Below are 14,002 nucleotides of genomic sequence, written 5' to 3'. Positions count from 1 at the left end.
CATGGCCGCCGAGCGCACCTTCGTCTCCGTGCTGCGCGACAACGTTCGCGCTTACGGGAACAGCCGTGGTTTCACCTTCGTGACCGAGGAGAGGGGGCCGGGGCACAAGTACCGTGAGGAGGAGCTCGGGCTCGCCGATCTCGACCGCAAGGCGCGCGCGCTGGCCGGGCACCTGGACGCCCTGGGCGTCCGGCGCGGCGCGGTGCTGCTCCTGTACCCGGCGGGGCTGGACTTCATCTCGGCGTTCGTCGGATGTCTGTACGGTCAGGTCATCGCCGTCCCCGCGCCCTTCCCCGAGTTGGACGCGGGACGCGCGGAGCGGACACATCGGATCATCCGCGACGCCGACATCCAGTGGATCCTCACCGACTCCTCGCACCGGGAGAAGGTGGAGGAGTGGCTCGCCGAGTCCGGCCTGGACGGTGAGGTCCGATGCCTGGCCACCGACGTCGACGTGAAGGCCGATCCGGACGGCTGGACGATGCCGCGCTACGACCCCGACGAGCCGGCGTTCCTCCAGTACACCTCCGGCTCGACCAGCGACCCCAAAGGAGTGGAGGTCACCTACGGCAACCTGCTCCGCAACGCGGAGGAGATCAACGCCAGGATCGAGGGCGGCGCGCACACCGTCGGGATCGGCTGGGTTCCGCATTACCACGACATGGGGCTGGTGGGGCAGATCCTGCACCCGCTCTACATGGGTGGCCGGTACGTGCTGATGTCGCCGATCACCTTCATCAAGCGGCCGGTGGTGTGGCTGGAGATGGTCACCCGGCACCGGGCGACCATCATCGTGGGTCCGAACTTCGGCTACGAGCTGCTGCTCCGCCGGGTCACCGACGCCCAGCTGGCCGAGCTGGACCTGTCGTCGCTGCTGATCGTCAAGAACGGGGCGGAGCCGGTGCTGGCGGGGACGCTGGATCGCATGGTCGAGCGGTTCGGCCCGGCCGGGTTCCGCCGCGAGATGTGGATGCCGTGCTACGGGATGGCCGAGACGACGCTGCTGATCTCGGCCGCGCCCCTCGGCCAGGGCCCGGTGGTGCGTGTGTTCGACTTCGAATCGCTGACGCGGAACAGGGCGGTTCCGCGAAGGAGCGCTACGGAGGACGGTACGCGGCGGCTGGTGAGCAGCGGCCGTCCCGTCACCCTTGATGTGCGCGTCGTCGATCCGGCCACCCGCACGGAGTTGCCGGACGGGCGGGTCGGGGAGATCTGGGTCAGCGGCGGTAGCGTGGCGCGGGGGTACTGGCGGCGGCCACGCCAGACCAAGGCGACCTTCCAGGCCGTGACCGCGGCGGGCGGACCCACGTATCTGCGGACCGGGGACCTCGGCTTCATAGCCGACGGCGAGCTGTACGTGACCGGGCGGATCAAAGATCTGATCATCGTCAACGGGCACAACATCTACGCCCACGATCTGGAGGAGGTCTCGCGGTCCGCCCATCCGGCCACCCGCACCGCCGCGGCCTTCTCACTGGATGCCCTGGGAGGCTCCGGGCAGGAGCGGGTGATCATCGTCCAGGAGGTGATCCCGGCCGCCGCCCGGGACATGGGGCTGGCCGAGCTGGCCTCGTTCACCCGGGACATGGTCGCGCGGGCGTTCGGCCTGCCGTCCCTCAGCGTGGTGCTGTCGGGTCCCGGCGCCGTCCGCCGCACGACCAGCGGCAAGATCCAGCGCGGGCTGACGCGGCAGGCGTTCCTCGACGGAAAGATCAAGCAGCTGGCCGGCGATCTCGAACCGAGCGTCGCCGGCCTGGGAGGGTGAAGCGGCGACCGCGCCGTCCGGTGGATCCCGTCCGGGTCCCGAACCGAACGCGAGGGGCCGTCCGTACAGCCGTTGTGCGGTCGGCCCCTCGCGGCTGTCCGCGGGGCGTTATGTGGGCGGCTATGGGAGGCTTGTCCCGGTCTTCGGGCTGCCCGCTTTCGGTTAACTGCGTTCCTTTCCGTTAATGCCGTTCACATTTCAACTAATTTCCTCAAGCCCCTTACTAGTCAGCGATTTGACTAGTAAGGTCTGGGAGTACCCAGACGCCGGTACCCGGACACCGGCGGGGGAGGGTGACGATGGCGCTTCGGCACGCCGTGCTCGCGGCCTTGCTCGATGGTGAGTACAGCGGTTACCAGCTCGCCAAGATCTTCGACATCGCCGTCTCCAACTTCTGGCACGCGGTCCCGCAGCAGCTGTACACCGAGCTGGCGCGGCTCGAGAAGCAGGGGCTGATCAAGGGACGGCAGGTCATCCAGCACGACCGGCCGAACAAGCGCGTCTACACCGTCACCCCGGAGGGCATCAAGGAGCTCCAGCACTTCGCGACCCTCCCGGCCAAGCCCGCCGTCATACGCGAGGATCTGCTGGTCATCCTCCAGGCGGTGGATCACATACCGGTGGAGGACGTCATCACGCAGCTCGAGGAGCGCGCGATGGCCGCCGCCGCCAAGGTCGACCTGTTCGACCGCACGCTCGAGCGCCTGCGCGGGGACCTCGACGAGGAGACCTTCCTGCGCGAGGGCAGCCCCATCGGCCCCTACCTCACCTGTCTGCGCGGTCGCCGGTTCGAATACGAGAACTACGACTGCTATCTACAGACGGCAAAGCTGCTGCGCGAACGCGCCACGGCACACGCCGAGGATCCGGAGTCGCCATGACTCCCCACTTCCCCTCCCGGCTTTCCCTTTTCCCGATCCGTCATTTCCCGACTTCCTTGCCGCCGTCCGTTAATGCGGCCGCGGCATCCCTCGCCGGCGACCCGCTCGCCCGGACGCCCCGCCCGCGCGGGTGCGGGGTCGCCGCCCCCCAGCCGAGGAGACGTCAACCATGTCGGCCGAATACCACGCCATCGAGCGGATGGGTGAGCCGGCGGCCCTGACGGCCGTCCTCACCAAGGAACCACTCGGCGAGCTGTCACTGCCCGCCGCGCACGAGTCCGTCCCGCGGGCCCGGGCCTTCGTGCGGAACCTCATCGGAGCCCGCGGCATCGCCGACGTCCGTGACGACGCCGAGATCCTCGTGTCGGAGCTGGTGACCAACGCCATACGCCACGCCTCGACCTCCGGCGCCCCGTTGCGCCTGGTGATTCTGCGCGCCGGTGAACGGTTGCGGATCGAGGTTCACGACCCGAGCCCGGCCGCGCCCAGCGCGCGGCGGATCGATCTCCTGGAGGAGACCGGCCGAGGCTGGTTCCTGGTGGCGGCGATCGCCGACCGTCACGGAACCGACCTCACCTATTCAGGGAAGGCGGTCTGGTGCGAGCTGACGGCCTGGCCGCCGACAGTCGCCTGGACGGCCTGACCGCCATCGCCGACCGGCGCGGAGGGCCACCGCCGCCGAGTCCGCGGTCCTGATCGACGACCCCTATCTGAAGACCCTTGTCCTGGACGGTCCGCCGCGTGGGCGGAGCGTGTGGACACGCATGCCGATGTACGCCTCGTCCGAACCGCCGGCGACGACCGGCCGGAGCCGAGGGGGGAAAGTGATGACCGTTGACTGGTACCGAGCAGACGGGCGACCTGCCACGTCCGACGAGGCTCAGCGGCTCCTGCTCGACATCAGGGGACGCCTGCTCGCACAGGACGTCATCCATGTCGGCACGCAGGTGGTCGTGGTCTCCACCTGGTTCACCGTGATCGACCAGGGCTTGGCATCCAATGGAAGGCCCCTGTTGTGGCAGACCATCGTCTCCGACACGACGACGCATGCCGACATCGGGCAGTACACCACCCGCGAGCAGGCCATGCGCGGCCACGCCGAGGCCGTCGTACTGATCTCCAAACGCCTCCGGCACCTGGCCACCAGGCCCAAGGGCGAGGAGGTACCGCCGTGAGAGCCGCCGTCCGCCGGCACGAGTCGGAACGAGCCGAAACCGCCAGGAGCGAACCGCACCTATCCGAGGACGTGATCTGATGGCCGCCAGACGCCGGGAGCCCGTGGCCCGCCAGGCCGCCGCTCATCAGGCCCATATGAAGAAGGCCGGCAAGAAGCGTGCACCACGCAACAGCCATCAGGTGCACGCCCAAGCGCAGGCGCGGGAGAGCACGCCGCGCTACGAAGCCCATGATGCGTACGACCGCATGCCACGTCGGCGTTCGATCCGCCTCCGCATCACCGCGCTGCTGCTCGTTCCCCTGCTCTCGCTGATCGGGCTGTGGGCTTTCGCGGCGAGCAACACTCTTGGGCCCGCGCTCGACAAGTACGACTACTCCAGCGCCTACGAGAAGATCACCCTGCCCGGCCTGCTGCTGGTGAACCAGGTGCAGGAGGAGCGGCAGCTGAGCGTGGTCGCGCTGGCCGTCCGCGAGCAGGGCGGGGACAACTCCGAGGAGCGCAGGAAGCTGGCCGCGCAACGGGCCCGGGTGGACGCCGCCCAGGCGCAGTTCCGCAGGTCGGCCATGTCTTCCGAGGCCAGGGAGGCGGCCGATCCCAAGAGCATGCAGCGGCTGGCCGAGGCGATCAAACTGCTGGACGGGCTGCCCCGCCTGCGGGCCGGCGTCGACTCCGGCACCGTCCAGACCCTCCAGATCATCGACGGTTACAGCCTGACCCTCGACTCCATCGTGAAGGTCTTCAGCGGCCTGGTGATCGTCAACGATCTGAAGATCTTCGAGCAGGGCCGCGCGCTGATCAGCGTGGGCAACGCCCGCGCGTTCATGCTGCGCGAGGACGCGATCGTCACCGCCGCGCTGGCCAAGGGCGGCCGGATGAGCCAGGCCGAGCACCTGGCCTTCGCGCAGTCGGTGGCGCTCGGCCGCCGCGAGTTCGACGCGGGCATGGCCGACCTGGACGCGGACGTGCGGGCACCCCTGACCAAGGTGGTCGAATCGAAGGGCTACCGCGACTTCCGCGCGATGGAGGTCGCGATCGCCCGCTCGCCGAACAACCGCATCCCCCCTGAGGCGGCGAACTGGGCCGCCACGACCCCGCGCCTCTCGCAGGCATGGGGCCAGGCCGTCACGCAGTCCAGCCTGGCGCTGAACGATCTGGCCAAGCCGATCGGCGAACGGGTCGTCATGCGGCTCGCCATCGCCGGTGGGTTCGGGTTGCTCGCGGTGATCGCGTCGATCGTGCTCTCACTGATGGCCGCGCGGAGTCTGTCGCGGGAGTTGCGGTGGTTGCAGCGGGCCGCTTTGAACCTGGCCGAGGATCGGCTGCCCGGGGTGGTGGCCCGGTTGCGGCGCGGTGAGGAAGTGGACGTGCAGGCAGAGGCGCCGCCGTTGGTGGTCGGGAAGACGACCGAGGTGTCGCGGGTCGGGGACGCGTTCACTCGGGTGCAGCGGACGGCGATCGAGACGGCCGTCAGTGAGGCGCATCTGCGCAAGGGCATCAGCCGGGTGTTCCTGAACGTGGCGTGGCGCGCGCAGTCGCTGTTGCACCGGCAGCTCGGCATGTTGGACGAGATGGAGCGCGGCACGTCCGATCCGAAGGCGCTGGAGGACCTGTTCCGGCTCGACCATCTGACCACCCGCATGCGCCGGCACGCGGAGGGCCTGGTCATCCTGTCCGGTGCGTCGCCGGGACGGGGATGGAGCCGTCCGGTGCACGTGGACGACGTGCTGCGCGCGGCGGTGTCGGAGGTGGAGGACTACACCCGTGTCGAGGTGGTCGTCGTCTCCGCGAACGCCGCGGTGATCGGTGAGGTGGTGGCGGACGTCATCCACCTGCTGGCCGAGCTGATCGAGAACGCGACGGTGTTCTCGCCGCCGCCCACCGAGGTGCTGGTGCGCGGGGAGATGGGCGCGAACGGGTTCGCGGTGGACATCGTGGACCGCGGGATCGGCCTCGACCAGGCCGAGCTGGACGCGCTCAACCAGCGGCTGGCCAGGCCGCCGGAGTTCGACCTGGCCGACAGCGACCGGCTGGGGCTGTTCGTGGTGTCCCGGCTCGCGCACCGGCACGGCATCAAGGTCGCGTTGCAGCCCTCGCTGTACGGCGGGGTCAGCGCGGTGGTGCTGGTGCCGCGCGAGCTGATCGTGGACGTGGGCACGCCCGAGGACGAGCCCGACACCGAGCGCGCCACGATCTCCCGTCCCCAGGTCACCGGCCGTCCCGTCGTGCTGAACGGCGGTGGCGGGGGCGACGACGGCGCCGCCGTGCCGCCCGGCGGGAACGGCAACGGGTGGGCGCAGCCCACGCAGGCGATCGATGTCGAGGTGTGGCGCAACCCGGCGCCGGCCGAGAACGGCAACGGCAACAACGCCGAGCTGTCGGCGCCCGTCCCGGAACAGACGGCGCCGCCGATGCCGGACACGTCGTGGGCGCGGCCGGGTCCGCGGCCGGGCGACCGCATCCCTCGGGTGCCGCAGCCGACGACCCCGCCGGAGTCGTTCGGCACGGGGTCGGGCAAGTCGCCGCTGCCGCGCCGCGTGCGGCAGGAGAACCTGGCGCCGCAGCTCAGGGACGTCGGACCGCCGCCGCCGTACGACGCCACCCCGCCCCAGGGCACGCCCGTGTGGGCCGAAGAGGACCGCGCCGCCGAGGCGTCCCGTGATCTGTTCGCCTCCTTGCAGGCCGGCTGGTTGCGCGGCCGTGAAGAGGACGAGGGACCGGGCGGACACGCATACAACGGAGAAGGGAGTCCGTCATGACCCAGCCGGATGTCACCGCGGAACTGGGCTGGCTTCTGGACGATCTGGTCAACCGGGTCCCGCAGGTGCGCAAGGTCGTGGTGCTGTCGCGGGACGGCCTGGTGATGGGCGCGTCCCGGGAGGTCGGCCGTGAGGACGCCGAGTACCTGGCGGCGATGGCCGCGGGGTTCTGGAGCCTGGCGGTCGGCGCCCAGCCGCAACTGGAGTCGGGCGAGATCCGTCAGGCCATGATCGAGATGGAGAAGGGCCTGTTCTTCGTCGTCCCCGCCGGGGCCAACAGCTGCCTGGCGCTGATCAGCGAGATCGGTGCCAACGCGGGCCTGGTGGCCTACGAGATGACGATGCTGGTCAAGCGCGTGCACAGGCAGCTGTCCACGGGCCTGAGAACCGCAGGGCCGGAATCAGGGTGACCGGGCATGGACCCCAGAGCCGCCGGTGGGCCCCACGATCCGCGCAGGGAGCGCTGGATCGACGAGGCCGCGGGGCCCATTGTCCGTCCATACGCGATGACGCGTGGCCGCACGGTGCCGACCGGCGAGCCGCTCGACATCGTGGCCATCATCGTCGCGACCGGTCGTGTGGCCGACCTGGCTCGGTTGTCCCGCGAGCAGCGACGGCTGCTGGCGGTGTGCCGGCGGCCGCACACCATCGCGGACCTGGCGTCGGAGGTGGACCTGCCGCTCGGCGTCGTCCGCGTGCTCGCCGGGGACCTGCTGGACCAGGGGCTGCTCGGCGTGCAGCAGTGGAGCCCGCCCACCGCACAGGTCGACCAGAACCTCCTGAGAAGGGTGCTCGATGAGCTACGCGCGCTCTAAATCCCCCGCCGACCCCTCCGCGGAGGCCGCCGACGGCCCCCGGGTGGCGTTGAAGATCCTTGTCGCCGGCGGCTTCGGCGTCGGCAAGACGACCCTCGTCGGGGCGGTCAGCGAGATCCGCCCGCTGCGCACCGAAGAGGCGATGACCAACGTGTCGATCGGCGTGGACGACATCGAGGGCGTGGCCGCCAAGCGGACCACGACCGTGGCGATGGACTTCGGCCGCATCACGCTGCGCGACGGCGTCGCGATCTACCTGTTCGGCACGCCGGGCCAGGAACGCTTCTGGTTCATGTGGAACGAGCTGTCGCGCGGCGCGCTCGGCGCGGTGGTGCTGGCCGACACCCGGAGGCTGCCCGCCAGCTTCGGGTCGATCGACTACTTCGAGCGGCGCGGCACCCCGTTCGTGGTCGCGGTGAACTGCTTCGACGGCGCCGAGCAGTACGAGGCGCCGGAGATCCGCACCGCGCTGGACGTGGACCCGCAGGTGCCGATCATCCTGTGCGACGCGCGGCGTCCGGGCTCGGCGAAGGAGGTGCTGATCGGGCTGATCGAGCACGCGCTGCGTTCGGCATCCCACACCGGGACGGGCGGCCCGGTGATGGCCTTCTGACCCTGCTCCTCCAGAGGCGACTCGGACCACGTACCTCCCCGGGTTGCGACCCGCTCGGGGAGGTGCGGCAGACTCGTGGCGTGTTCGCCCCAGGGCGACGGGAAGATCGGGGCGAACACGCCACGACCCAGCGTAGGGTCGGCCGGGGGAGGAGAGAGATGGACGAGAAGGACATCCTGGGGAGCATCCGCGACTTCGTCGAGGAGGAGCGCGCGTTGCGGGAGAAGCACGCGCACGGCGAGCCGTCCGACCCGGACGACCGCCGCCGCCTCCGCGAGTTGGAGGTCGCGCTCGACCAGTGCTGGGACCTGCTGCGTCAGCGGCGTGCCCGCAGGGGCGCCGGGCAGGACCCGGACGAGGCCCAGATCCGCCCGGCCGACCAGGTGGAGAACTACCGCCAGTAATCCGGCCATCGCCGGCAGAGGACTCCCGCGGCACGCCCGGGGCGGCGCGGCTCTGGGCATGCCGGTGGCGGGCCGCGCCAGGTCGCGGCCCGCCACCGGGTTCACCCTTCGGGTGGTCAGGCGGGGCAGGTGTCCCGGTAGTCGGAGATCGCGAGCGAGCGCGGGGCGGGGCAGAGGAACTGGGAGTAGCGGGTGTCGTCGTCGATGTACCGCTTCATCCAGCTGATCATGGACCTGGCCATGGTCGTGTCGGGGGTCTGCGGGAAGAAGTGGCTGGCGTTGTTCAGCTCCAGGTACGCCTTCTCCGGCGCGCTGGTCAGGCTCGTGTAGAACGGGATCGAGTGCGAGCTCACCGGCGCGATGGTGTCGGACTCACCGCCAATGATCATCGTGGGGACGCGCACCGTGGTCCAGGTCTTGTCCAGGTTCCACGGGGCGATCGGGATGGCCGCCTGAAGCGAGGGACGGTTCGCCGCCGCCTCCAGGGTGCCGCCGCCGCCCATGGAGTGTCCGGCCACGGCCAGGCGCGACGGGTCCAGCCGTGCCCGGACCGCGCTCGGGCTGCGCTGGGTCAGGTAGTCGAGCGCGGCCAGCAGTTGCTGTCCTCGGCTGGCGGGCTGGTCGAGCAGCGTGTTGGTCTCGATGCCGATGACCACGAAGCCGAACGAGGCCAGGCGCGGGCCGAGCCAGTCCAGGCTGGACCAGGTGGCGGTGAAGCCGGGTGAGATCGCGATGCCGCCGTAGGTGCCCTCGGCGGTGCTGTTGGGGTAGTAGATGACGCCGCCGCCGAACCCGGTGGCGCTCAGCCTGGACACGGTGGTCTGGGAGGTGCTGAACGGGCCGCGGGAGGCGCTGACGCTGGCCTCCGTGGGGTCGGGTCCCCGTTCGTAGGGGCTCTGGGCATTGGCGGGGGGCGCTGCGAACAGCCCTGCGACCAGGGCCGCGGCCGCACCGAGCAGCGCGATGGACTGCCTGCGGAGCATGGTTCTCCTTCCACTGACGGTCAAGCGGCGACGGGTCGCGCGCCTGCCGTGTGCCGCCGGGCCGGGTGGGGGCTCGATCCCGTTCCGCTGCGGAGCCACCCGGTTCACCGGATCGCCGTCAGTGTGTTGCGGTGGCGTTACGCCGCCATCGGTGAAACCGCCGTCCTCGCGCCGCCGCACTCGCCCTTGGGGACGGACGCGGCGGCGCACGCCACCACGCGGTGAACGCTCACAACCGCCCGGATTCAGGGACGGGCCGTACGGCCCGCTCGGGACGGCCCGTACGCAGAAGGGCCGGCGTGACCGCGATGGACGCGACCGCCATCGCCACCATCCCGGCGGCGGACGAGGTGCGCTGCGCGACCGTTCCGGCGAGCGCGGCCGTTCCGGCGAGCGCGGCCGCCACCCCCTGGAAGGCGAGCGTGCCTGAGGAGTGCAGCCCGAGCGCGGCGATGGCACGACGCAAGGGGTGGCGCTGACCGGGCGGGGCTTGGGCTCGGTGGGGCGCCACCTGAAGGTCCTGCTGGACGCGGGCGTGGTCGCACGCCGCCGCTTGGGTCGCTCCGTCCTCTATTTCCGGACGGCGGCGGGGGACATGCTGGTCCAAGCCCGGTACAGCGAGGACGGCTCGTCGTAGACCGCCGGGTCGGGTTCGACGACGCCCGCGTCAAGGTTCCATGTGCCGATGATCGGCGCTATGGCGCGTCCGGGGAGCAGGCTCATGCCCCCTCAGCGTCCGCCGACTCGGCGAGGCGCGCGGCGCGTTCCAGCATGGCCCGCAGATGGTCGTCGGCGGGCACGCCGGTCGTGGCGTCCCACTTCTCGGCGAGGTCGGCGGCCTCACCGAAGAACCGGCGGATCAGGTCGAACAGCTCGCCGTAGAAGCCCACGATGAGCGCGATGAGGTGCAGGCGCTCGGGGAACGGCCCGCCCGTGTCGAGGTAGGTCTCGACCTGGGGACGTGCGCGGGCCAGCTCGCCCTCGGCCCAGGCGGCGGTCGAGCGCAGGGACCGTACGAGCTGCTCGGGGGTGCCCTGATCGGCGAAGATCACCCGCAGCATGGCCTCGATCTCGAACAGGGGAGTGGCCGGTTCGGTGTCCAGCCACTCCTCCAGGGCGCGGCGGCCTTCGGGGGTGATGTGGTACTGGGCGCGGGTCCGGTCGCCGCGCCGCTGGTGGGTGACGTCGGCGAGCCCGGCTTCGACCAGTTTCTTGGGTTCGGTGTAGAGCAGGCTCTCGGATTTCGGCCAGACGTAGTGCAGGCTGCGCCGCATCTGCTGGGTGAGCTCGTAGGCCGTCCAGGGCCGGAGGGCGAGCAGCCCGAGCAGCGCATAGGAGGTCGTGGTCAGGCGGGGTCGGCTGGATGTGGTCACGCCCTTGACCGTACTCCGTTCTGGAGTACCGTCGAAATGGTCCAGATTGGAGTAGAAGACGATGGCCGACATCCAACGGTTCGAGGGGTCGCCGGCGCAGGCGGAGGCGCTGACCGGAGAGCTACTGCGGGAGTACCTGCTGTGGATCGGGGAACGGCTCGCCGCCGACCACGGAGTGGTGTTCGACGACACCGAGGCGGCCGTGGCGGCGCACCACCGCGAGTTCACCTAGGAACTGCCGCATCTGCTGGGCCCGCGCGGACGCCTGCTCATCGGGCGCGGGCACGGAGGTCGTCGGGGTGGGCGCGCTGAAGCCCGTCGACGAGACCGTGGCCGAGATCAAGCGGATGTACGTGCGTCCACAGGCCCGCGGCCAGGGGATCGGACGCGCGATCCTGGAGATCCTGCTGGCGGACGCGCGCACCATCGGGTACGAGGTGGCGCGCCTGGAGACCGCGACGTTCATGCGCGAGGCGCACGCCCTGTACCGGTCCGTGGGCTTCGCGGACAGGCCGATGTTCGACGGCAACGAGGCCGGATTGTCCGGCCTCGAATCCTTCATGCTGTTCATGGAGTTGCGCCTCACCGACGCCGCCTGATGCCCGGCCTCGTCTTCCAGAAGACCGACGCGCCCAAGAGCGGCAAGAACCGCGTCCACTTCGACCTCGCGTCGCCCGACCCGGCCTCCGACCGGGCGCGCGTCGAGGCACTGGGCGGGCGCCGCGTCGAGGGCTACGACGAGCCGGCCGCGCCCACTACCTCGACACCTCGGATTGAGGTGACGACCGGCCCGCGTCAGCGTTCCGCGAAGGGGGAGGGGGCTTCCGGTAGGCCGGGCACGCCGATCAGTCGCAGTAGGTGCCTCAAGACCAGGTCGTTCTGCACCATCAGGTCGAAGGCGTCACGGGCGTTGTACTCCCGTACCTGCTTCTCAATGTGGGTGGCCAGTTCGCGGGCCTTGTCGTACCGGTCGCCGGTCATCTTCTCGGTGATTTTCGCGGCGTCCTCGGGGTTCTCGGCCAGCGCCATCGCGTAGGGGGTGAGCCAGTCGGCCTGCCCGTTGCTGAGGAACTCCCGCCACAGCAGGCGCTGCTCGCCGAGCTGGGCGGCCAGCATCCGCGCCTCCTCGTGCCGGTTGTGCGCCTCCTGCCGTGAACTCCATGCTTCGCGCTGAGCTTTCCGGACGGGCTTGTCCAGGCGCAGCAGGGTGTAATGCTCGATGGGCCGTGCGGCACCATCGTCGACCGTTCCGGAGGCATAGGTCAGGCAGGTGCCGGCGAACAATTCACCCAGTGTGCCGTGGAAGGTCTTTTCGGCCGCGCCCGCCTCGTAGGGCGGGAAATCGCGGGAGACTCCGCGGAGGCGGGCCGCCGCGCGATCCCTGAGGATCTCCCGATGCTCGCTCGCCCGGGAGATCAGCTTCTCGCCGTACGCGTGGCCGGTGACGCACCAGGTGAAGTTGACGACGACGAAGAAGTCATAGCCGTCGCCCTTGGCCGGAACGCGGAACTCGAAACTGTCGGGCCAGTGCACCGCGCGGAACCGGTCGCGGGACCGGCTCAGCAGGCGGACGAGCCGCGTGCCGATGCCCGGATACAACTGGAGACGTTCCACAGGCTCGCTGTGGTATTTGCAGCCTGTACGCAGATTGGTCATCCCGTCGCCTCCTGTTCGGATCGGAACGGTGGTGTCAATTGGTAGAAGCGCAGCCGCGGACGCAGACCCGGCTCGGCGTACAGATCCCTGAGCAGCGCACCGATGTCGATCCCGTTCTTCGCCCAAGTGCGCAGTGCGTTCCACGGCTTCTGGTCGCAGTACCGAGAGGACAGGACCTCCCGCCACAGGTCGGCGGCCCGGGTCGAATCCTCGTTGTAGTAGGTGAGCAGGGGTGGACGGTCCGAGGGTCCGAGCCAGGCGAGATCGGCCAGGCATCGGGCCGCGAGATCGCTGAGAACGGGATGATCCAAGCGGACCCAGCCGGTCAGTTTCGAGACGACGATGCCGGGGGAGCCGTCCAGGAACAGTTCCACCACCGTTCCCCGAATGGCGCCGCTGAGCCGACGGCGATGGTTCACAGCGATTTTCTGCAGTATGCGCATCGCGTCTTCGGTGGCCTCTGTTCCGAACCGCGTGCCGAGCAGCCGGACGGCGGTGGCGGCTTGACTCAGGTCCTTGGTTGTGGCCCATGGCTGCACGCTCCTGATGACGTCGGGGCGCCGCGACGGGCACTTGAGCACGATCGCCTCCAGCGTCCAGGCCGTCGTCACGTGCAGGCTCATGTACATGCTGCGAGACCATTCGAGGATGCAGTTGTCGTAAATGAACGTGAAGTCGTAGACGGCGAATTGGGCGAGCGTGTGGGCCACCTTGAGACGCGTCTCCGGGCTTCCCGTCCTGGCCAGTTCGGAGAGCCAGTCGAGTAGCGCCTTGTGCGCGACGACGTAGTCGAGCCAGACGGCGTCGAGCACGGAGGTGGCGAAACCATGCCGGAAGGACAGCGTGCGGTCCATCTCCTCGATGAATTCCGGCCGTTCCTCCCTGGCGTGTTCCAGCCAGTCCCCCAGCATGGCGCCGAAGGGCGGCAGGGCCAGCTTGGAACGCTTGCCCTCGCGTTCCAGCTTGTGGAGCCGCTTGGCCAGGTCGTAGGCGGCCCGGCAGACCTCGACGGTGGGCAGCCCGTTCAGCGCGGCGCCGGCGATGACGAAGGCGCGGCGCGCCAGGTCCTTGTCGGTGTCCTGCTGGCGCAGCACTTCGCGCGCCTGGCGCCGGAGCGGCTTGACGCGATTCCGGCAGATCTCCTCGATGTCCCGTCCTGCCCGTTTCCCTTCGGCGAGGTCCCGCGCCAGTTCCATGGCGTCCCGGGGAGTCTCCGGACGCTCGGTGACCTGGTCGACGATGGAACGGACGTCCACTCCCTCCGCTTCCAACCGATCGGACAGGTGGCGCTCCAGCACGTCCATCGCATCGGGAGGCACGTGCCGGACCACGATGCCGCCGACCTCACTGGTGTCGGTGTCAGGGCCCACGAGGATGACCAGTCGGGCGTTGCGTGCGACCAGCGCGTCCCGGCAGGCGAACGCCTCCACCTCGGTGAGGCGTCCGGTCCCGCTCAGGCGTGAGGAGGCGTCATACACGTAGCCGTGACCGTGGTGCAGCTTCCCCTTGTCCAAGTGCGCGAGCGTCCTCTCCGGACCGATCTCGTGCAGCTCGGAATGCCGGTGTGCCAGGGCCGCCA

The 14,002-nt window shown here is 70.0% G+C and carries 17 protein-coding genes and 1 pseudogene; 12 read left to right on the top strand and 6 right to left on the bottom strand.

What is annotated here, in order from left to right:
• Position 1: 1 nt before the first annotated feature.
• The 9 genes from QSK21_RS01830 (at position 2) to QSK21_RS01790 (ending at position 8,411) form a co-directional block, all read left to right on the top strand.
• A complete protein-coding gene (locus QSK21_RS01830; RefSeq protein ID WP_285693102.1) occupies positions 2-1,765 on the top strand; it encodes a fatty acyl-AMP ligase in 1,764 nt (587 codons plus the stop codon).
• A gap of 299 nt (positions 1,766-2,064) precedes the next feature.
• Positions 2,065-2,646, top strand: coding sequence for a PadR family transcriptional regulator (locus QSK21_RS01825; RefSeq protein WP_285693100.1), 582 nt, complete (start codon positions 2,065-2,067; stop codon positions 2,644-2,646).
• Between the two features lie 169 nt (positions 2,647-2,815).
• Positions 2,816-3,289, top strand: coding sequence for an ATP-binding protein (locus QSK21_RS01820; protein WP_285693098.1), 474 nt, complete (start codon positions 2,816-2,818; stop codon positions 3,287-3,289).
• Between the two features lie 184 nt (positions 3,290-3,473).
• Positions 3,474-3,821, top strand: coding sequence for a hypothetical protein (locus QSK21_RS01815; RefSeq protein ID WP_285693097.1), 348 nt, complete (start codon positions 3,474-3,476; stop codon positions 3,819-3,821).
• Between the two features lie 79 nt (positions 3,822-3,900).
• Positions 3,901-6,579, top strand: coding sequence for a sensor histidine kinase (locus QSK21_RS01810; RefSeq protein WP_285693095.1), 2,679 nt, complete (start codon positions 3,901-3,903; stop codon positions 6,577-6,579).
• Entirely contained in the window at positions 6,576-6,989 is a 414-nt protein-coding gene (locus QSK21_RS01805; RefSeq protein ID WP_285693093.1) for a roadblock/LC7 domain-containing protein, read from the top strand. Before QSK21_RS01810 ends, QSK21_RS01805 begins: the two co-directional genes overlap by 4 nt.
• Before the next feature lie 6 nt (positions 6,990-6,995).
• Entirely contained in the window at positions 6,996-7,394 is a 399-nt protein-coding gene (locus QSK21_RS01800; protein WP_285693091.1) for a DUF742 domain-containing protein, read from the top strand.
• Positions 7,375-8,007, top strand: a complete 633-nt coding sequence (locus QSK21_RS01795) for a GTP-binding protein (protein WP_285693089.1) — start codon at positions 7,375-7,377, stop codon at positions 8,005-8,007. Before QSK21_RS01800 ends, QSK21_RS01795 begins: the two co-directional genes overlap by 20 nt.
• A gap of 158 nt (positions 8,008-8,165) precedes the next feature.
• A complete protein-coding gene (locus tag QSK21_RS01790) occupies positions 8,166-8,411 on the top strand; it encodes a DUF2630 family protein (RefSeq protein WP_285693087.1) in 246 nt (81 codons plus the stop codon).
• Positions 8,412-8,527: 116 nt separating this feature from the next.
• On the opposite strand, the gene QSK21_RS01785 is transcribed toward QSK21_RS01790, so the two are convergent.
• From QSK21_RS01785 to QSK21_RS01770, 4 genes are all read right to left on the bottom strand, one after another.
• Entirely contained in the window at positions 8,528-9,394 is an 867-nt protein-coding gene (locus QSK21_RS01785; RefSeq protein ID WP_285693086.1) for an alpha/beta hydrolase family protein, read from the bottom strand.
• A gap of 229 nt (positions 9,395-9,623) precedes the next feature.
• Positions 9,624-9,860 carry a hypothetical protein gene (locus QSK21_RS01780; RefSeq protein ID WP_285693084.1) on the bottom strand — a complete coding sequence of 79 codons (237 nt, stop codon included), beginning with the start codon at positions 9,858-9,860 and terminating at the stop codon, positions 9,624-9,626.
• A gap of 104 nt (positions 9,861-9,964) precedes the next feature.
• Entirely contained in the window at positions 9,965-10,117 is a 153-nt protein-coding gene (locus QSK21_RS01775) for a hypothetical protein (protein WP_285693082.1), read from the bottom strand.
• A complete protein-coding gene (locus QSK21_RS01770; RefSeq protein WP_285693080.1) occupies positions 10,114-10,767 on the bottom strand; it encodes a PadR family transcriptional regulator in 654 nt (217 codons plus the stop codon). The genes QSK21_RS01775 and QSK21_RS01770 overlap by 4 nt, the downstream gene beginning before the upstream one ends.
• Before the next feature lie 61 nt (positions 10,768-10,828).
• Here QSK21_RS01770 and QSK21_RS01765 point away from each other — a divergent pair, with 61 nt between their 5' ends.
• The 3 genes and pseudogenes from QSK21_RS01765 to QSK21_RS36035 form a co-directional block, all read left to right on the top strand.
• Positions 10,829-10,999, top strand: coding sequence for a hypothetical protein (locus QSK21_RS01765; RefSeq protein WP_285693078.1), 171 nt, complete (start codon positions 10,829-10,831; stop codon positions 10,997-10,999).
• Positions 11,000-11,009: 10 nt separating this feature from the next.
• On the top strand, positions 11,010-11,366 hold the full coding sequence (locus QSK21_RS01760) for a GNAT family N-acetyltransferase (protein WP_285693321.1): 357 nt from the start codon (positions 11,010-11,012) through the stop codon (positions 11,364-11,366).
• Positions 11,366-11,458, top strand: a pseudogene (locus QSK21_RS36035) (VOC family protein); the annotation flags it as partial. The gene QSK21_RS01760 and the pseudogene QSK21_RS36035, both read left to right, overlap by 1 nt.
• Positions 11,459-11,562: 104 nt before the next feature.
• Here QSK21_RS36035 and QSK21_RS01755 read toward each other — a convergent pair.
• Together QSK21_RS01755 and QSK21_RS01750 are read right to left on the bottom strand one after the other, a co-directional pair.
• Positions 11,563-12,423, bottom strand: coding sequence for a hypothetical protein (locus tag QSK21_RS01755; protein ID WP_285693077.1), 861 nt, complete (start codon positions 12,421-12,423; stop codon positions 11,563-11,565).
• Positions 12,420-13,937 carry a hypothetical protein gene (locus QSK21_RS01750; RefSeq protein ID WP_285693075.1) on the bottom strand — a complete coding sequence of 506 codons (1,518 nt, stop codon included), beginning with the start codon at positions 13,935-13,937 and terminating at the stop codon, positions 12,420-12,422. Before QSK21_RS01750 ends, QSK21_RS01755 begins: the two co-directional genes overlap by 4 nt.
• Positions 13,938-14,002: the final 65 nt, after the last annotated feature.

Origin of the sequence: Actinomadura sp. NBRC 104412 (assembly GCF_030269515.1) — a bacterium.
Classification (GTDB): domain Bacteria; phylum Actinomycetota; class Actinomycetes; order Streptosporangiales; family Streptosporangiaceae; genus Spirillospora.
This window is presented reverse-complemented; position numbering and strand designations above follow the sequence as displayed.